Source organism: Natrinema caseinilyticum (assembly GCF_024227435.1).
Classification (GTDB): domain Archaea; phylum Halobacteriota; class Halobacteria; order Halobacteriales; family Natrialbaceae; genus Natrinema; species Natrinema caseinilyticum.
Window position 1 is genome coordinate 1,100,180 of sequence record NZ_CP100445.1, and the last position, 19,188, is coordinate 1,119,367.

Consider the following 19,188-nt stretch of genomic DNA (forward strand, 5'->3'; position numbering starts at 1 on the left):
GCAATGAGCGAACCAATCACGGTCGCGGGGACGACCGAACCCGGGACGACCCTGAAGGACGCCTTCGAGACCAGCCTCCGGAAGTACGCGGATCGAACCGCCGTCGTCGACGGCGATCGGTCGCTCACCTACCGAGAACTGGATCGGCGAGCCAACGCCGTCGCTCGCGGCCTCGTCGAACGCGGTGTCGACGTCGGCGATCGGGTCGCCCTCGTGATGTCGAACCGCCTCGAATACGTCGTCGCCGACCTGGCGGTGATCAAAGCGGGGGCCGCGAAGCTCCCGCTAAACGACATGCTCACGGCCGAGGAGTTCGAGTTCATGCTCTCGGACTCCGGCGCCGAGACGGTCGTCTGCGGGCCAACGTTCACGGACACCATCGCGGCGATTCGAGAGGAGTTACCGACACTCGAGACGGTCGTCGGTATCGAGGACGCCTCGCCGGAGGGGTTCGTCCCGTTCGAGGACCTCGACGGGGACGAGCCCGACCCGCCCGACCAGTCACCCGGCGTCGACGACGTCGCCGGTCACTACTACACCGGCGGCACCACCGGCAAGCCGAAGGGCGTCGTCCACACCCACGACGGGATCACGACGAACGTCTACGCGCACATCGTGGAACTCGGCGTGACGGGCGACGATACGCTCCTGTTGATGACGCCGCTGCCACACTCGGCGGGGATGTTCTGCTGGAGCGCCCTGCTGACCGGGGGGACCGCGATCATCAGGGCCGGCTTCGATCCGGACGCCGCCCTCGAGTTGATCGAACGCCACGGGGTGACCTGGACCTTCATGGTCCCGACGATGATCTACCGCGTCCTGGATCGTCCGGACCTCGAGTCCGCGGACACGTCCTCGCTCGAGAGTCTGGTCTACGGCGCGGCCCCGATGACCCCCGCTCGGCTCCGCGACGGACTCGAGGCGTTCGGGCCGGTGTTCTTGCAGTTCTACGGCCAGACGGAGGTGCCGAACCTCATCACGACGTTCGGGAAGGACGAGCACCGGCGGGCGGTCGAAACCGATCGCGACGAGCGGCTCTCGTCGGCCGGAAAACCGTGTCTGATGGCCGACGTGCGCATCGTCGACGCCGAAACCGGCGACCCCGAAGACCGGGTCGATACCGGGGAAAGCGGCGAAATCCTCGCGAGGTCGCCGTACGCGATGGCCGAATACTACGAGCGGCCCGACGCGACCGCCGAGACGGTCGTCGACGGCTGGGTCAGAACGGGTGACATCGGTCGGATCGACGAGGACGGCTACGTCTACCTGCTCGATCGGGCGAGCGACCTCATCATCTCCGGCGGGATGAACGTCTACTCGACGGAAGTCGAAGAAGCGCTCGACGAGCACGACGGTATCAGGGAGGTCGCGGTGATCGGCGTCCCAGACGACGACTGGGGCGAAGCGGTCGTGGCCATTGCGGTCCCCCGCGACGACGTCTCCCCCACCGAAGACGACATCCTGTCGTTCGCCGACGAGCGCCTCGCTGACTACAAGAAACCTAAGTCCGTCGAGTTTCGCGACGAGATTCCCAAAACCCCGTACGGGAAGATGGACAAGAAGGCCCTTCGGGAACCGTACTGGGAAGACGAGGATCGGGCCGTCGGCTGAGTACCCCGCTCGGTGCTCGGCCCCCTCGCCGACGGCGACGGAGTATCCGAAACCACGACGGCGGGGATCGCTTCCCCGACAACGAGCGTTGGGTCACAGAGTATCGAGCGGACATCGACGCAGTTTCGGATATCGCCGATCGCGGAGACCCGTCGAGAGAGCGCGTTCCGTGGAAACCGGAGCGGGACGACTCGTCACTGGAGAGGGACACCTCGAGAGTGCCGCGGCCCACCGCGAGCTGAGATCGAAACCCACACAGACGACGCTTGCAGAGCGGGGCCGAAACCACATCGGTCAGATCAGCAGGCCAGGCCCCTCGTGCCGGGGAATTCCCCTCCGTTCAGACAGTGTGGATGTCGACAGTTTCAGTTTCACTCCGGTTGGCTCGATTATATACGAAACCCGGTCCTACATCGGTAGGAGAGGGAGCAACTCGTGGGATCGCTTCGGTCCATCACGCACTCCCCCGACACACCACTTCCCCTACCCCAGGGACAGAAAACCGATCACACAATATGTACGGACTGATTGCCCGATTTACGGGGCTTCTGAGTGAGGACGCACTCGTACACGAGTGCCGGCACTGTGGAACCTCCGTAGACGAAGGGATACGTTCTTGCCCTCACTGCGGGTCCGACGAGATCGCCCAGTACCAACTGTCCTGACGACTGTGGTGGCTGAGGACGGCTTTCCCCCAGCAGCAACAGGGTCTCACCGAACGTGCTTCACACGAGCGCCCGTAAATTTCGATTCCGGCAGGGTGGGGATACGCAGGCCTTTCGTGGCCCTGTTATTCCCTGCCGACCGGTCGGTGACCGGTCGTGTAAATCGTGTGTGAACGAGTACCAAATTGCTTCGGGACGAATATGCGACGTCGATACTCTATCCCGTCCAACTGTTCAGTGTCAGGTGCCTGGAAAGGCTTTGGGAGTCCGGCTCAAAGAGACAAACAACGCCAACGAGCGGATCAAGGTTCGGGGGGAGTCGTCCGTGACGACGACACGCTCGAAGTAGTGTCTCGAGATGCCCCCGTCTCATCAGTTCGTGTGGTTCGGCCAGTCCAGCCACGACGGACGGAAGATCACTTCGAAAATGGATGGTTGAGCGACAGCAAAAGAGGGATTGTCGGTTACTCCCACCACGGACCGCGCTCCGGGAACACGATGTTTGACCATCCCGTTGATACGATCGAGCATCGTCCATTATGCCAGTTCATCGACCGAAACGACCTTGCTACTTGCTTCCCAATTGATATCGAGATCGAGGTTTCGAAGGCGCTTACTCGGCGTCTTTTCACGACACCACGACTCTCCAGCCGTGGCTCTCTTCCTCTGTGACGGTGCATTCACACGCGTCTCGCTTGCACCTTCGCAAGCGCCGTCAGGGCGCGACCGAGACGCGCCAACTACCGAACCAACCAGCACCGCGCGTCGGTTCAACCGGAGCGTGCATCCAGTTTTCAGCCGTTTCGCGTCTGAGCGCGAGCGAAGACCGAAAGCGCGCTTAATACTGGCCTCCGAAGCGTGCGAGCGAGCAGCGGGAGGAAGCCGCAAGCGGGGCGAGCTATTCCCCCGAAAAAGGGCCTCTGTTGTCTCCGATTGGAAGACTGCGTACAAATGACGATCGACAGTCCTACGGCGAGAGTGCCCCGGGATCGCCCGAAAGAGCTACGCTCGCTCGTGATCTGGCGAAACCGTTGGGTTCGCTGACCTCGCGGAGCTTCGATCCGCTCGGTGACGAACGGTCACTGGCCTATCGAACCACTTGCCCCCGTGGTACTTCACGCCGCGGCCCAGCAGGCTCGCTGCGTACTGAATGGGATCGAGAAAAGGCAGGGACGACCTGGAACCCGCTATGTTCACCGACGACGAGGTGGTCCGACCGGCCTCAAAAGTTCTCGACTTATCCAGTCACGGTATGGACCGATCCAATAGCGAAATGCGGTGGAAATACAGACGAGAGTTTTCGGATCTATACGACGATTAGATCGCCGTCCAACTGGTGTGAGAGGGCGGACTCGAGATCGGTGCCGATATCGAATCGGGCGGCGAGAAGTTGACGCCAACGCGACTGCGTCGATTCGCCGATGATGACGTAGTCCGCGTTCTGCAGGTCTGCCTCACCGAGAATCGCCTTTTCGATCAGGTACGCATCGCGGACGTAGCAGTTCGTATTGTCGGGGAGTCCTACTTCTTCGTCGAGAGCACAGCGGAGTTGCGTTCGATCGATTTCCTCCTTGCCGGTGTGGAGCAAATTCACGTGAACGATGACGAGCTGGGCGTCATCGAACTGATCGGCGCGAGCGATGGCGTGATCGAGAGTACGCACACTGGACGCTTTCAGTGGATAGCGAATCGGCACTAACAGTGTGGCTCCAGTCACACGACTACTAGGTTTGGCTCGCACATAAATCCGACTTCTGACAAGTGGAACGACATTGACGACGCCGTGCATGTCTCTGGGGGGTCGGCAGTCTGCTATTTCACGACGATTCGTTTCGCGCTGTTCTCTCACAATCGAGTAGTGAGCGACGGTACCTGATTACCGATCTTTGTCGCGGCGAAGACGCGAAATACGTCACCCCTATTCCGACTGAGAAACGGGAAAATCGACATTCATCGCTGGTTAAGGGAATCTGCAGGCGCACATATGATGAAAGAAGGGGCAGAGAACGTGTGATATTTCCTCGAGTCGGTGATCCGAAACAGCAGCAAGCCGCATCTGATGGGGGAATAATACGTAGTTGCAAAGATTTATTCCGCTTTGGGGCGATGAAACACTCATGGACGAACCGCAGGACGAGCTCGAGGCAGATGCAGACGAACCGGGAGAGCCGCCGGATTTCGACGCGTTGACGTCGGCTGAAGAGGTCGTTCGCGGTGAACGGACACGCGACGACTTTTTCGATGCCGCCCTCGGGTTAGATAGCCCGGCAACGGCGAGTGAAGTTGCCGACCTCGCGGGCCGCGGCGTGGATGCTGCACGGGAGTACCTCGAGTGGTTCGAGCAGTTGGGGATCGTCACGCTAGTTACCGAATCGCCAGCGACGTACCAGCGCAATCAGGAGTATCTGAACTGGCGTCGCGTCCAGCGACTGAAAGACGAATACACGTCAGACGAGCTCCTTGTCCTCCTGAAAAGAGAAACGGAGCGCGAAGAGGGGTTCACCGATCAGTTCGATGTCGGATCTCCCGATGCCGTCTCTATCACGGCCCACGCATCTGCATCGGATCGGTCGGTAGAGGAGGTGTGGGAGGACGTTTCCGCGTGGAAAACAGCCCGCCGCCGAATCACACTGCTCGAAAGAGCGCTGACGACTGAGTCAGGCGATGCTGCGGATCAACGAACTGCCGTATGACTCGCGGAGAAGACGACGGTGTGAGCGGTGCGCCCATCGATTTCGATCGGCTCGACATCATCAGAGGACGACTCTCTAGAGACGAGCGGTTCGTTCGAATCGACGAGCACTCCGAATTTGCACCGAATCGTCTGGTGTGTGTTTACGACAACCGCTTCTATCCGAACAATATTCGAACGGCTCAGTTAGAGATCGTCTGGTTCGAAAACGGCGATTTCACACTGCACTATCACGAAGAGCAAGACACTGAGACGTTCGATCACCGGTGGGATCGACACCCGTCGGACCACAATACGCGGGATCACATTCATCCCGGGCCCGATGCGCTCACGCCGGGCGAAGATGCGTCACATCCGGCAGACTGGCGTGACGTCCTTTCCATGGCGCTCGTGGAAATCGAAGAACGCCAGCGTGGATTCTGGTCAGCGTGAGTCGATACAGTTCCCGAATTCTCCGGATGGGTACACTCACGTTGTGCTGTCGAGATATACCCTCTATCGGGCTGCTTACTGTTCCACGTACCACGCGAGACCATTTTCACCAACCTCCACTGGCTCGGACAGGAGATGCAGTCGACGAAGCATTTCCGGACGACTTCTTCGACGTCGTAACTGCGATCCTCGCCGAGTGTCGATCTCGGCGAGGTGTGGGAACACGCAAACGACGAGTGATAGCCCTGTTATCCAGTCGAAACCCGCTTCATGTTCGATATATGCCACGAGACGCAGGGATCACGCAGAATACGCTCCTTGCACGTCTCCCAGATGGAGGTCTAATTGACGGCTGCAAGAATGACAACCGCCCCGATTTCGCCGGGATCGAGGGTTCACCCCTCGATACCTGGCAAGGGGAGCTGGTAGATTACGTCTTCCGCTACGTCCTTCACGTCTGAGCCCGAAAGAACATCGTCCGGGCGAGGGATCTTGAACACATTCACTCAACCAGACATCTTCCTCATTAGATCACCGCTTTAGTTCCAGTTCTCATACCGGTTGGGAAGTACCGTCTATGGACGCCCAATCTGGTCGAACGAGCCATGGGTGACGTTTCGAAGCGGTGTATGAGTCGGTTGGTGCGATGGTCAGAAGCCAGGGTAGAGTCGTTCCCCCGGTAAATCTGGTGCAGTATGCCGATCCCGAGTCGTCCGCGGCGTTCGCCGGCGAACCGCTCGAGTAATCAGCGAAAACAGCCATTTCGATGGAAGCGTCGGTTGAGGATACCAGAGTCAAACACGAAACAATATTGCGGTGAAACCAGTTACCCGATATAATTATCAGTCTTCGTGATCTATTTTTGGTATGGATAGACGAACGATATTAGCGGGGACGGGACTTGCTTTCTCTGCTGCGTTCGCTGGCTGTTCCGAGCGCGAGACCGCCGCCGAAAACGAGAATGACGACACTCTCGATAATCAGGGGAACGATACCGACCAGGATAATGAGAGAAAAGCGAATGACACCCAGGAAGAAGAGCGAACGGACGCCGAAGACGATGAGGACAATAAGCTGAAAGAACGGCCCGACATAATCCTTCCCGAGGAAGCTAAAGAGCATCTAGACGTTCTCAATCACGAACTCGATTCGAACGGAACTGGGTGTGAGTTTCACGTGGAACTCGAGCGAGTGAGCAGCGACGACAAGTACCACGTCTCATTTGAGACCGAGGTGACTCTCTATTCTGACGACGGTGAGACGATCGGAGAGCGCTCTGGCCCGAGTGTAGGTGGGGATAATCTCGAACAGGGGGAGAGCCGAATCTATTCGATTAGTTTCGACGACTGCGAGGGAGCCGATCAGTACACGTTCGAAATTGTGAATTTTAGCGTCGTCCTCTTCGCCGACGCGGTGAAGGCTGACGTCGAAATCCATCCCAATCTCGAGGACAAGCTCGAAGTCAGTCACGAGTTCAGTTGGGTGGGCGAACCTGGGAGTGGTCAATGCCGAATCACTATCCGTGCCAGAAACGTCACTCAGGATCACGTCATCAGTGCCACCGTGAACAGTGATGATCTCGATCTCGGGTTCACTGCCCTCGAGCCAGGTAAAGTCGATACCAAGAAGATCGAGGGATCCTGTACGAATGATGTTGAGCGTTATCTGGTTCGGATCGGGACGTCGGACCACGAGATCGAAGAAAACGACCTGATCAACGAGTACCACGAGGAGATCGATGCAGCGGGAGAAGTGGTTCTCCCCGAGAACGCTAAAGAGCACTTAGTAGTTCGAGATCATGCGCTAGTCCGACGTAATCCGGACCAAGACGGATGTGAAGTTCGAGTCGAACTCAAGAAGACGAGTGCTGATAAGTACCATCTCTCCTTCGGTAGTGAGGTGGAGCTCCATTCCGACACCAGTGAGTACATTACGGGAAGACTCGGTTTTCGTGAACAGTACGCCCAGCTCGAAGAAAATGAGAGCCGAGTGTACTCGACTAGTTTCGACGGCTATGAGGGAGCACCGAAATATGGGGCCGAGCTTGTGCGTTTTGACGCATTCGTGCACGCCGATGATCTGAAACCCGACTTCGATCTGGACCCCGAACTCGAAGGAAAACTCGAGATCACGGATCACTCGATCAGCTTTGAAGAGTCAAACGAGTACGCTCCGGTATACGATGCCGAGATGAGCCGCAAGTCTGCAACAGTGAAAAACATCACTGAGAAGTATCGTCTCTCTGTTACAGGGCCGGATGGTGAATATCACGAGAAAACGGTCGATCTCGAACCGGGGGAAACGGCAGACTTTACGCTCACGGGGTGGCAATACTCTGCCAACGACGAAACGTACGGTTTCAGTATTGAAGCGGTGAAAATCACCGAGATCAATAACTCGTAAGGTACCACGGGGCTTCCTCCCATCGCTTCGCTGTGTTGGCGGCAGGCCTAAAAACGGGCCAGATGGCCGCAAGCGAATGCAGTTCCCCCGGACGTCCCGAGTGGGTCGTCTGGAAGTACCACCCGAAAACCGGGTGTGTCCGTGAGGGGCGGCCGCTCCACCACGACCCGATCACGTCCGTCGTACCACGCCGAAGACGTGACTAGTGAGAGAGCCACATTCCTCCGCACCTATGCACAGGTGCGACGAAGTCCGATCGGTAACCCACACACCTGTATGATTCGGGACGATGGAACGGAACACAAAATATTACGCGATTCACCCTCGGGGTCACGCACCGAGACGCTCTCGCTGTAACACTGTAGGATTTTACTGCGGTACATCCCTTTTTTGAGCATCACCGACCGGACGATCAAACACTTCAGCGTCACAGACGAGAAAACCGACGACAGTTCAGCCCATTTTATGACGGATTTGAGAATTGGTTCAGTCGCCCGGAGTTGTCGTTTTCGTATGCCGTACGCCACCTCGCGTGCACCGTGCGCGTCACGAGTGATACCTCTTCGACGGTGATGCAGGACGGTTCGGCAGCAGTCGTCGCATCAGACGGTGGGTGGAACTGTTTCTCCGGCGAGTGGGATTCGGATGCCGATCGAACCGCCAGTTCACGTCGTTGCTGTCGACGTAGTGAAACGAATACGCGTCCAGTTCACTCCACTGGACGTCGAACCGGGCAGTATCTGCATCACCAATTCCGTCGGAGAGGTCGATACGGAGTTCAGTCTGAGAGACGACGTCGTCGTAAGACGGTTTCTCAGTCACTGGTTCCAACTCGAGCCAGAGGGTGCGAATCCGCTCGAGTGCCGGAAGATAGATTGGCCCGAATTCGCCGGCCCGGTCCGTCCTCGTCGTGCCGCGAGTTGCTGGCTCGCTTCACCATAGGCCAGTGCAGCCTGTGCGACGGCCAAGTTCAGGCGCGTCGTCTTCCACGTAGAGAGGTCCTCCCACCCCTGGGCATCATCGGCATCGAGTTCGCGCGTGAGCTCCTCGGGGGAGAGGACGTCGTATTTGTCTTCGAAACTGCGAATCTCCCGTTTCATTCGTTTGATTCCGTCGAGGAGGTCCTCACGCGTCGTTTCCCTTCGAAGTTCGCGATCGGAATTTCGTTTGTAGACCGTCGTCCGTCCATTCTGCTTGGTTTCGGCGAACCCCGTCTTCACGAGTGTGTTGCAGTGCCGCCGAGCAGTGGGCTCACTGACGAGCGCTCGCTCGGCGATCTCGGCTGCGGACTGACCATCGTGAGTCTGTTCGACGATCTCATAGACGCGTTCGAACGGAGTCGTCTCTGCTTTCCACTCCGATTTAACGTGCTCGTTGATGTCTGCGTCCGTCTCGTTCGGCATACCTCGGACTACGATATTGAGGAAAAATAATTTCTTCAAGAAATTATTTTTCCTCAGCGAGCTACTTGCCCGTTCAGATCGTGTGTGAATTTTCCTCCATAATTGAGCGTGCCTGCTGCGAATGCTACCGGTGATCCCCCGAGTCTAGTACACGGGGTGTTTCGTAGACCGCCTTCGATACGACGTGAAAATTCGAACAGCGAGACACCTGCAGGGTCACGTTGCCTCCGAGAGCACCGAACTGAGAGTGAGCCGCAACTGATCGCTTAGTACGAGGAGGACGACTCCATACGTGGCTGCGCCCACCGCAACGAGCGACCCGAGTACGAACCACGAGTCCACCTGCACGTTCATGCGTACGAGCGTGACGACGGCGAACATCGCGGCCCCGGCGAACACCTGTTCGAAGAGGAGCCGCGGGAACAGCGACACCTCCGGAACTCGGCGGTTCAGCGAGAGCGCACAGAGGACGTATCGCGTAGACTCGGCAAGTACCGTAGCGATGACGACGCCAATAGGACCGTATTGAAGCGTTAGTGCGACTCCGACTACGAGGTTGAGCGCCAGTGTGGTTAGATCGATCATCATCCCAAGTTTCGGGAGGTCGAGTCCGTCGAGTCCCTGTCGGTATGGGTTCGACTGGGTGGCGAGGAGCTGATACAACGCGAGGCCGACTAGCAGAATTGCACCTGGTCGGTACTCCGCGCCAAACGCTGTGACAATGAGTCCCTCGGAGAGCGCGAGCGCGCCGAAGAACATCGGTACCGCGAGGATGCTGGCGAACGAGACGGTGTTAGTGATATCCGTCGCGACCGCCTCGCCACGGCTTTCGAGGTTGCTCACCTTGGCCATCAGCCCCGATCCCGCGACGTACGAGACGAACATAGCCGGAACGGTGAGCTTGAACGCTGCTTCGTAGTAGCCGACTGCAGTAGTCGTCGTAAGCCACCCCAGAACGAGGAGATCAAGTCGTTTGAACGTCTTCCCGATAAATCGGGCGACGATGCTATATCGGGCGTACTCCCACAGCGATCCGAGCGTCTCCACCGAGGGGACAACCGGCTTAACCCGGAGGAAGTAGTGAATGACCGGAACTGTGAGCAAGGTCGCAGCCGCCAGCCCATATCCCATCCCGGCCGCGCCAAATCCCGCTGCGACGAATCCGAGCTGGAGGCCGAGTGTCAGCACCGACCGGAGAGTGTCGTTCCACGTTTCAAGGCCGAGGTAACCGTCAGCTACCAGTAGCTGCTGGAAGGGATGGAAGAACACTAGCGTGGTAAAGAGGATCATGAACAGTGGTCCTGCGGCGTCAAAGCCGGTGAACCCCCCAAGCCAGTTACCCGCGACCGCGATGCCGACCGTGATGGTGCCGATGGCCAGCAAGTTCGCGAGCAGGAGACTGCCGAGGATTTCACCTTTCCGCGCGTCGGCCTCGGAGAACCGCTTTTTGGCCGCGACGCCAATTCCCGCCAGCGGGCGGTCAGTCACCTGAACGAGGGTGAGAAGCAGGTAGAATCCGCCGAGATCTGCTGGGCCGAGGACGCGCGCGAAGACGACTGTCCCGACAAATCCCAGTACTGCCTGTACCATCTTCCCGGAGACGCCCTTCAATGTCTCAAGTCCGAGACTCATACTGCCCGCGCCGTCGTCCGACATTTCTATTCGGCCGGGAGCACTTCCCCGAGGAGGTTAGTTACTTTGTTCTGTAGCTCTAAATATCAAATATACGTGAAATGTGTCCTCGTCCCTCGAATCCCGTCGTGCGTTCGAGACTTACTTCGAACTGGCGACACAGCCGCCGTCGGTCGCGATGGATATGCGTCCGGACACATCGCTACGAAGTACCATGAGGCATTGGAGATGCTTGGCCCGTGACCGTTGGCAATAAGGGTACTGCACGGCACGTCGGATCAGACGTACCCGAGATTTCTAAGCCGTTCGATGACCGCTTCGTCGTTCGTCTCAACCTCGCCCATCTGCGGGTCTGGGTCATAGTCTCCGGCATCGGCGGCCGATGTGACGTACCACGGGACGCGGCGTATCGCTGGAATCGGGATGTTCGGAGGGTGGCCCCAGATTCCCCACTCGCCGAGTGCGTTGGCGTGGTCGGCGGTGAGTACGACGTGGTCAGCGTCGATACTCCTCAGTAGTGTCTCAGTGACCTCGTCAAGCACATACCGCAGGTTATCGAGGTAGGCCGTTTGGGCGGTCGCTTTGTCCACGTCGCCGTGGCGGATCCGCTCCCAGATACCGCGTTCCTCGCGGTTGGCGAACGTATCTGCGTCGTCGAATCCAGCCGCGAGGTCCGGTTTCGAGACGAACGGGCCGTGGGGTTGCATATAGTGGACGATCATCCTGTCGGGCGCGACCGTCCGCCAGACCTCGACGGCGTGATCGGTTATTGGCCGGGGGTGGATCGTGCCGATCTCGGCATCCCAGCTGTACCGCCACGCCTCCCGAAGCGCGGCGAACTCGTCGTCTTGGACCGTCTCTGACGAGAACGGATTCCCCGTGACGTACGCGGTACGGCGCTTCTGGTCGTCGTACTGCGGAGCGAAGTTGCGGTCCATCCACGACTTCGAGTACGAGGCGTTCGAGTAGATCGCCTCCCCGTCGAGACCGTACTCGACGGCGACGTCTCGCATCATGTCTGCCCGACAGGCGTCGAGTATCACGAGCACGTCCCACTCGCGATCGAAGATGGGGGTTCCGTACTCGCACATCCCGTCCATCTGGCGGAGCGCACCGAGGTACAGTTGGTACGCCGACTCTCGGATACCGACAAACCCGTCCTGTTTCACGCGCGTTACCGTGTCCTGATACCAATCGCTAAGCGTCATACATCGCTTCCATCTCGGCTGCAACAGCAGTAAACGAGTTTTCGTTCCTGTACTCGGTCATCCGCTCGGCGAGTCGCCGTCGTCGCTCATCGTCTTCGAGAATTGCCCGAACCGTCTCCTCGAGGCCGTCGGCGTCGGTGAGTGCGACGCAACCGTACTCGTTCGCCAACCGCTCGAAGTACGGAATTCGCGTGCCGACCACAGGGAGCTGGTAGGTCGCACACCGATTAAACGTCCCGCTCTGATTGATGTCGCGGTACGGGAGTACTGCGAGATCGCTGGCGGCAAACGATGCTTCGAACTTTTTGTCGCCAAGGACGCCCGTTATCCGGAGGTTAGCTGGCGCGCGTTCGTGGAGGCGATCTTCGAGGTTCTCGCGTCGACTCCCACCTGCGAGGAGGAACTCGTAGTCAGGCATGGCTTCGGCGAGATCGACGAACCGATCACACCCCTTCCGGTGGGCGAGGAATCCGTGGTGGGTTATTACGGTGTCGTCGGGGTCGTAGCCGAACGACTCCTTGGCGGCTTCCGGGGAGAGGTCCCTGCGCTCCGTCCTGACGCCGTGAGGCATGATTCGCGTGTCGGCCCTTGTGACGCTAGCGAGAAAGTCACGCTCGGCATTGGCCGAGAGGAACAACAGCTGGTCGGTACATCGGACCAGCGTTTCGTGGACGAGTCGGAGGTACGCATACTTGAGTCGGCTTTCGTCCGCGTCCGTGCGCTGCCAGACCTCGTGGACGGTCACGATTGTTGGACCGCGAGTGAACGCAAAGACCAGCGGCAGGAAGAACAGCGTGAACGCGCCCTTCGGTCCGAACATCCCGTATACGTACTGGACGTGCGCCGCCGACGCGTGCCTCGCTCCGATGGCCGCCCGGAGGTAGCGAAGCGGGTTCAACCACTCCCGATTGACCGGTATCCTACGCACGTCCGCGTCGACGTGAGCGAGGAAATCGTCGGTGTACGCGCCGACACCGCCGTGTGACCTCGGCGGGGCGAAGATGTGTACTGTCATCACAGGTACCCGAGTTCTGCGAGGCGTTTCTGAACGCTTTCGTCGTCGGCGTTGGTCGGTTCGCTCTCGTCGAACGTGGGGGTGACCGACCCGGTATCGGTCGCGCTCGTCCGACACCACGGCACGCGTCGGAGTGCGGGCGCGAGGACCCCGTTCTCGTGGCCGTAGAGGAACCACTCGCCGAATAGGTTCCCATGATCCGAGGTAATCACGACCTCGGGGGCGTCCACGTTTTCGAGCAGTCGCTCCACGTCGTCAAGGACGTATCGGAGGTTCTCCCGGTAGGCGTCCCACGCGGCGTCTGGACCCACCTCACCCTCCCGAATCCGCTGCCAGACGTTCTTGCCCGGCTCGCCGGGGTTGTTTTTGCTTGGCCCTCCATCGAGCGGGTCAGCGACGAATGGGTGGTGGGGTTGCATGTAGTGAACGACCATCCGTTCGGGGTCGCGCTCGCGGTGGTGGTGAATGGCCCGATCCGTCAGCGTATTCGGCCGTATTGTCCCCGCCTCGTAGTCCCAGTCACGCTCCCACACCTCGTCGAGGAGAGCGAACTCGGCTCCGCTGAGGAGATTGTCCGAGAAGGGGTTACCGGTCACGTACGCCGTCCGGGCTACCTCGTCTCGGTAGCCGTCACCGAATGTCTTCCGAATCCACTCGCGGGAGGCACCGCCAACGGAGTAGCTGGACTCGACGCTCAGCCAGTCGTACTCATCCTCGACTTCGGTGGCGAGGTCGTACCGGCAGGCGTCGAGAACCACCAGCAGGTCCCACTCCTCGTCGTAGACGTGCTGGCCGTAGTCGTATACCCACTCGGTCCGCTTCCACGCGCCGAGGTACAATTGGTAGGCCGACTCCCCGAGGCCATCCCACCCTCGCTCGCGAACGTCGTCCGTGGACTCGCGCAGCCAATCTCGCAGCGACATTATAGGTAACCGAGGTCTCTAAGTTTGTCACTCACTGCGACCTTGTCTCGCTCGGGGACGATATCCGGGTCGTGTTCACCGGTGTCGGTCGCAGTCGTCACACACCATGGCACGTCCCGAACCGCCGAGAGAGGGATGTCGCCGTGGCCCCACATCCCCCACTCGCCGAAGGCGTTGCCATGGTCGGCGGTGATGATGGCGCGGTCGGCGTCCACGTTCGCCAGCAGAAGTTCCACATCGTCGAGTACGTACTGGAGGTTCTCCCGATAGGCGTCCCACGCGGCCTGGGGGTCAATCTCACCGTCGCGCAACTTGTCCCAGACGGGGCGGTCGGGATTCTTGAGGTCGTGGCGGTTCATTCCAGAATCGAGTGGGGTTGGAACGAATGGGTGATGAGGCTGCATGTAGTGGGCGATGAGACTGTCGTGATCGTACTTGCGAGCCTGTTGGACGGTCACGTCGGTCACCGCCCTCGCGGGCACCGTGTTTAGCTCCTCGTCCCACGCATACTTCCAGACCTCCTCCATATTGCGGAATGGCTGGTGGGACAGCATTTCGTCGGAGAACGGGTTTCCGGTTACGTACACCGTGTTTCGAATCTTGGAGTGAGGGTTCTCCACGAAGTTGCGCTTCATCCAGCGCTTCGATCCCCCGGCTAGCGAGGTCGTGCGTTCGGTATCCACGAAATCGTACTCGCCCGCAACCTCGGCCATAAGGTCAGCGCGGCAGGCGTCAAGAACCACCAACAGGTCCCAATCGCGTTCGTATATCGGGACTCCGAAGTTGTGAAATCTATCGACGCGGCGGAGGGCACCAACGTAGAGTTCATGCACCGAACGTTTAACGCCGTCTCCTCCGTTTTCACTAATACGGCGTTTCGTGTCCGACATCCATTCGGCAAAGGTCATCGTTGCGCTGGGTTTCGTAATGACTGATATATATATATATATTTGCTCCCCCATGACCGTAGTCGTTCGGGACGACTACTTCAGGTACCCCAGGTCCTTCATGTGCTGTTTGACCTGTACGCTGTCGGGGTCGATGGCCGTACTCTCGTCCGAGAGGGTCGCACACTCGTCGAGTCGCTCCGTGACGAAGGCACCTAGTCTATCATGGTCTAGACCGCCCTTGACGAGCGTCTCGTCGTAATCACCGTCGAGCGCCGCCTCGAACTCGGTGTCGAGGTAGGTATCCTCGCCGGCGTACTCGGTATTGAAACGCTTTACGCCATCCTCGCTGCGAGCGCCGTGGAATCCAAGTGTCCCATCGTAGAAGATGGTCTCGCGGCGTTCGTCACCGGCGACGACGTTGATCAGCGACTCGCCCATCACCAACTCGTTGGCCGAGACTTCGACGCCCACGAGGTCGAGGAGTGTCGGCATGAGGTCGATGAGCGAAACCTGCGAATCGACGGTCGTCGAATCGAGGCTGGGCGCGTCGATCACCAACGGAATTCGGGTACATTCCTCGTTGAAGAAGTTGCCATGGCCGAACTCGCCCCACTCATCGTATTCTTCGATGATCTCGCCGTGATCGCTGGTCACGACGAGTACGTCGTCGTCGGTGAACCATCCATTCGGTTCGAGGAAGTTCTCGACGAACGCTTCAATCTGGCTATCGAGATACTGACACTCTGCGTCATAGAGCCGAACTGCATCCCGAACCTCGGCGTCAGAACAGCCCACACCATCGTCCTGGCACACCCTCCGCGTGACGTTATTCGCCTCAGTCCGGTTGGAGACGACTTCGAGATCGTCGGGCATCCAGTCGGCGGGCGGTTCGTAGGGGTGGTGGCTGTCCATGTAGTGGAGCCATAGGTGGACTGAGTCCTCCTCAGGATCTTTGTCGGCGAGCCACGTCTTCGCCCGCTTGTTTATCTCTTCGGCCGTGGCGTAGTAGTGAGATTCCGTGAGCGCGTTCTTGACCCGTTGCCAGACATGCATGTAGCCCTTCTCCAGTAATTCGAAGAGGAGTCCGTCCTCGTCCACATACTTCCGGACGTTGTCCCGGAGATTGTCCTCGTAACTCTGTCCAGTTCCGTATCCGCGGTCGTAATTGTAATCGGCCCCAACGAACTTGTTGTCCGACCAGACGCCGCAGTCGTAGCCTGCCTGCGAGAGTTCCTCGGCGAGCGTGGTGACGCCACCATCCTCGGGGATGCCCACACCGTCGATGCTACTCGGGTATCGCGACGCCATCAGGGAAGGAAATGATCCTGGTGTAAACCCGGCGTTCGAGACGGCATTCTGGAAGTTTGTGGCTGTTTCGGCGGTCGAGGCGAGATAGGGCATCACGTTGTCGTCCATCGCACGGTCGTATCGTAAGCTGTCTCCGGACAGGATAATGATATTCGAGTCGTTCATTCTGACCTCCGAGTGGGAAGGAGACGGGAATTCGTATGCATCCGTTCCGTGTGACGGTGGTAAATCATTCGTTTGGCCATTCGTTCGGGTCGCAACCGTCATCGAAGAGAACTCGGCGTACTTCGTCGGAGAAGCGCTCCCGGCCGTATCGGTCGCGCGCTCGCTCGGCGATGTCGGTGTAATCGTAATCTGCTCTATCGAACGTTGCGACCGCTTGAGCGATTGCGTCCGTTGTTGGGTCGACTCGAACTCCATCGGTGTTGCCGACCATGCACGTAGGGTTCGGCTCGTCGGCGACGATGAGTGGGGTACCCCAGCAGAGCAGTTCCGCGATGGCCATCCCGAAGTCCTCTTCCTCGGGGACAAACACGCCGCATTGTGCACAGCGCATAAGATCCTCCAGTACGTCCTCGTCGACGAATCCGCGGAACTCCACGTCGGCACCACGAGCATTGGCCAGTGAGGTCAGATTGCTCCGGAGCGGCCCATCGCCAGCGACGACCAGCCGTTGGTCGGTCTGTGCGAGTGCCTCGATAAGCGTTTCCAGACGTTTGCGCTCTCCGAGTCGGCCTGCATAGAGAAAGTAGTCATCACGCTCGTCGCTCGACAGGACCGGGTCGTCAGAGTACGCAATTGGTGGATTGACCACGGTGGCGTCCCGGCGATAGTGGCGGCAAATCCGGGACCGGGTAGTCTCACTGTTCGCCAGTACAGTCTCGACTCGTTGCATCTCCAGCCAATCGACGTACATTCCGAATTTTCGCGTGGCGTATCGGAGATTGCCCCGAATTCCGTTCAGCGAGTCTCGTCCGAGCCACTGAGCGTACCACAGTGGCGGGTGGTGGGTGTAGTGGACGTGACGTTGGAACGATTCGGGCTGATAGAACTTCGCGGGGACGCCGCTAGTAACGACTGTATCGTACGCTGGCAGGTGGAGCTTCCCGGTTTGGTACGCGACGTTGGCGTCCCGTAGGAGTGCGGGGAGTCGGTTCGAGCGCGGCGAATAGACGGTTACTTCACGTGGCGCGTGCTCGGCGTACCAGTCCCGACACCCCGTGCGGCCGACGTATAGATCGGCGTCGAGCACCTGCGCGAGTTCGACGCTCACCTTGGCGGCCCCACCGGGCGTCTCCTTGCACCCATCATGGATGACCGCAATTCGCTCGTCGGCTGTCACGCAACGGTCCTCCATAACTCCTTGGTAGCCTCCCATGTGCCGTGGCCCTCGCCACGAAGGCGTTCGGTCATGGCGTGAAGGGGCGCCACCGCCGAGTCAAAAACCGGGTAGTGCGCTTGCCGGAGGCCGATTAGATCGTTTCGGCCTAACCAGACAAACTCGGCGAGTGATACCGGGATATCGAGTCCAGCGAGACTGGTGATAGCCGCTCCGGCCATAATCACGGCCAGCACGCCGAGCGTGACAAACCACGGTGAGAGTAACCTGATTCACCAGTTGAATGGCAGGACTGGCCTCCGATAGTTCCCATATTCTCTGAGTGTGCTGTGATACTCGGCTGCGGACGAACGAGGCCCAGCCCGCCGCGGTCTTTCTGGAGCTGTCGTTTGAGGAAGTCTGAATGGAGTGCCGCCTTTCTTTTCATTGGTCTTTCACTGGATTATTGCTCGTACACGTCTCGCAGTTCCTCGTCTATGTCCCACACGGCCGACCCGCCTCCACGTACCAACTTCACCGCCGCAAAGAGTAGCGATACTTGCGTGTCGAACACCGCATACACCGACTGTAGGAGTCCGAGTCGTTCTCGCGATCCTAACAGCGTAAACACTCCAACCACCGCCGGCACAGTCAGGCCGAGTGGCCCTGCAACGAGCATGCCGAGAAGAGTCAGTAGACCAATAGCCGAGGCTAAAAGCAACGGCGAGATAAGCATGAACCACCAGTTAAACGGCAGTACGACACCACCGTACAGGCCGTAATTCCCCAACATATCTTGCTGTTGAAGCAGTAACCGAATTAGTCCCATCGCACGGCGGTCCTTCTGTGTACGACGCTTACCGAATGCAGAGTGTGACGCTTCCTTGTATCGTACATCCGGATCAAACACGACGCGCTTACCATTCTTTCGGATCTTCAGCGCGAGTTCAGTATCGTCGGCGATCGAGTTTGGATCAATCTGAACGATTTCGTCGTTCTCGAACGCCGAAAATGGCCCATGAAAGATGAACGTGGAATCTAAATGAGACTCGAGGGTCTGGATCGTCGCCTGTACGTTCCGGTATCCTTCTTCGACATTGCTTCCCCCAAGAACATCGACGTTCCGGCCTGTCACCGCACCAATATCAGGATCGGCGAGGTTCGCAGCGGCCTCACGGAGAGCATCAGCGGCTACTTCCGAGTCACAGTCGGTTTTTACAACCATCTCGTTCTCGGCAGCAGCGTATGCATCATTTAATGCAGGGGCGAGTCCACGGCGTTCGTCCTCTTCGAGTAAGGTCAGTTCGGGATGTTGACGATCCGCGAAGAAATTTCGGATGATTTCGCGCGTCTCGTCATCGCTAGAATCGACGATCACTACCTCAACCTTCTCCATCGGATAGTCGAGTGAAAGAATATCGCGGAGTTTGTTCTCGATAATCCGTTCCTCGTTATACGTTGGCAAGACGATGCTCACCTCCGGTTCAGCAGGACGCTTATCGGCGGGCGATCCGTGCGGGTTCCATACTTTAACAAGGAGTAGGTAGACTGCATAGGGGAGTCCTGTGAAAGACAAGAGCGCCACTATGGCACCGAAGAGACGCCGAACGAGTTTTCGCATGGAGGGTCCTTCGCATAGCGACACAAAAACCCCGACGGTATCCATTATCGGACGTACCCGGCTTTTT

Annotated in this window: 13 protein-coding genes and 4 pseudogenes; 5 read left to right on the top strand and 12 right to left on the bottom strand. The window is 58.8% G+C overall.

All coding sequences use genetic code 11. The features are described 5' to 3' along the window. Window positions 1-3 precede the first annotated feature (3 nt). Window positions 4-1,611, top strand: coding sequence for a class I adenylate-forming enzyme family protein (locus tag NJT13_RS05300; RefSeq protein ID WP_254524491.1), 1,608 nt, complete (start codon window positions 4-6; stop codon window positions 1,609-1,611). 1,971 nt (window positions 1,612-3,582) lie between these two features. Here the strand turns inward: NJT13_RS05300 and NJT13_RS05310 are convergent. Next, complete coding sequence (locus NJT13_RS05310; RefSeq protein ID WP_254524492.1) at window positions 3,583-3,939, bottom strand: universal stress family protein; 357 nt, start codon at window positions 3,937-3,939, stop codon at window positions 3,583-3,585. Window positions 3,940-4,393: 454 nt separating this feature from the next. On the opposite strand from NJT13_RS05310, the gene NJT13_RS05315 reads away from it, so the two are divergent. Both NJT13_RS05315 and NJT13_RS05320 read left to right on the top strand, forming a co-directional pair. After that, the gene (locus NJT13_RS05315) at window positions 4,394-4,969 is read left to right on the top strand and encodes a DUF7342 family protein (RefSeq protein ID WP_254524493.1); all 576 of its coding nucleotides are present in this window, start codon (window positions 4,394-4,396) and stop codon (window positions 4,967-4,969) included. Continuing rightward, window positions 4,966-5,400 (top strand): toxin-antitoxin system TumE family protein, encoded by a 435-nt coding sequence (locus NJT13_RS05320; protein ID WP_254524494.1) that lies wholly within the window; start codon window positions 4,966-4,968, stop codon window positions 5,398-5,400. The genes NJT13_RS05315 and NJT13_RS05320 overlap by 4 nt, the downstream gene beginning before the upstream one ends. A 344-nt stretch (window positions 5,401-5,744) precedes the next feature. Here NJT13_RS05320 and NJT13_RS05325 read toward each other — a convergent pair. Next, a pseudogene (locus NJT13_RS05325) lies at window positions 5,745-5,900 on the bottom strand (ISH3 family transposase); the annotation flags it as partial. A gap of 78 nt (window positions 5,901-5,978) precedes the next feature. Here NJT13_RS05325 and NJT13_RS05330 point away from each other — a divergent pair. Together NJT13_RS05330 and NJT13_RS05335 are read left to right on the top strand one after the other, a co-directional pair. Beyond that, window positions 5,979-6,145: pseudogene (locus NJT13_RS05330) on the top strand (ISH6 family transposase); the annotation flags it as partial. A gap of 122 nt (window positions 6,146-6,267) precedes the next feature. Further along, window positions 6,268-7,803 carry a hypothetical protein gene (locus NJT13_RS05335; protein WP_254524495.1) on the top strand — a complete coding sequence of 512 codons (1,536 nt, stop codon included), beginning with the start codon at window positions 6,268-6,270 and terminating at the stop codon, window positions 7,801-7,803. A 463-nt stretch (window positions 7,804-8,266) separates the two neighbouring features. Here the strand turns inward: NJT13_RS05335 and NJT13_RS23405 are convergent. The 10 genes and pseudogenes from NJT13_RS23405 to NJT13_RS05380 form a co-directional block, all read right to left on the bottom strand. After that, window positions 8,267-8,679, bottom strand: a pseudogene (locus NJT13_RS23405) (toxin-antitoxin system TumE family protein). Between the two features lie 38 nt (window positions 8,680-8,717). Beyond that, a pseudogene (locus tag NJT13_RS05340) lies at window positions 8,718-9,206 on the bottom strand (winged helix-turn-helix domain-containing protein); the annotation flags it as partial. A gap of 216 nt (window positions 9,207-9,422) precedes the next feature. Further along, window positions 9,423-10,838 (bottom strand): lipopolysaccharide biosynthesis protein, encoded by a 1,416-nt coding sequence (locus NJT13_RS05345; protein WP_254524497.1) that lies wholly within the window; start codon window positions 10,836-10,838, stop codon window positions 9,423-9,425. Window positions 10,839-11,116: 278 nt separating this feature from the next. Further along, window positions 11,117-12,046, bottom strand: a complete 930-nt coding sequence (locus tag NJT13_RS05350; protein WP_254524498.1) for an LTA synthase family protein — start codon at window positions 12,044-12,046, stop codon at window positions 11,117-11,119. Next, window positions 12,036-13,061: a glycosyltransferase family 4 protein gene (locus NJT13_RS05355; protein ID WP_254524499.1), complete on the bottom strand. Its 1,026-nt coding sequence runs from the start codon at window positions 13,059-13,061 to the stop codon at window positions 12,036-12,038. Before NJT13_RS05355 ends, NJT13_RS05350 begins: the two co-directional genes overlap by 11 nt. Beyond that, complete coding sequence (locus NJT13_RS05360) at window positions 13,061-13,984, bottom strand: alkaline phosphatase family protein (protein ID WP_254524500.1); 924 nt, start codon at window positions 13,982-13,984, stop codon at window positions 13,061-13,063. Before NJT13_RS05360 ends, NJT13_RS05355 begins: the two co-directional genes overlap by 1 nt. Further along, on the bottom strand, window positions 13,984-14,892 hold the full coding sequence (locus NJT13_RS05365) for an alkaline phosphatase family protein (RefSeq protein WP_254524501.1): 909 nt from the start codon (window positions 14,890-14,892) through the stop codon (window positions 13,984-13,986). The genes NJT13_RS05360 and NJT13_RS05365 overlap by 1 nt, the downstream gene beginning before the upstream one ends. Window positions 14,893-14,967: 75 nt before the next feature. Beyond that, window positions 14,968-16,347 carry a sulfatase gene (locus NJT13_RS05370; RefSeq protein WP_254524502.1) on the bottom strand — a complete coding sequence of 460 codons (1,380 nt, stop codon included), beginning with the start codon at window positions 16,345-16,347 and terminating at the stop codon, window positions 14,968-14,970. 64 nt (window positions 16,348-16,411) lie between these two features. After that, the gene (locus NJT13_RS05375) at window positions 16,412-17,524 is read right to left on the bottom strand and encodes a glycosyltransferase (RefSeq protein WP_254524503.1); all 1,113 of its coding nucleotides are present in this window, start codon (window positions 17,522-17,524) and stop codon (window positions 16,412-16,414) included. A gap of 439 nt (window positions 17,525-17,963) precedes the next feature. Then, entirely contained in the window at window positions 17,964-19,121 is a 1,158-nt protein-coding gene (locus tag NJT13_RS05380; RefSeq protein WP_254524504.1) for a glycosyltransferase, read from the bottom strand. Window positions 19,122-19,188: the final 67 nt, after the last annotated feature.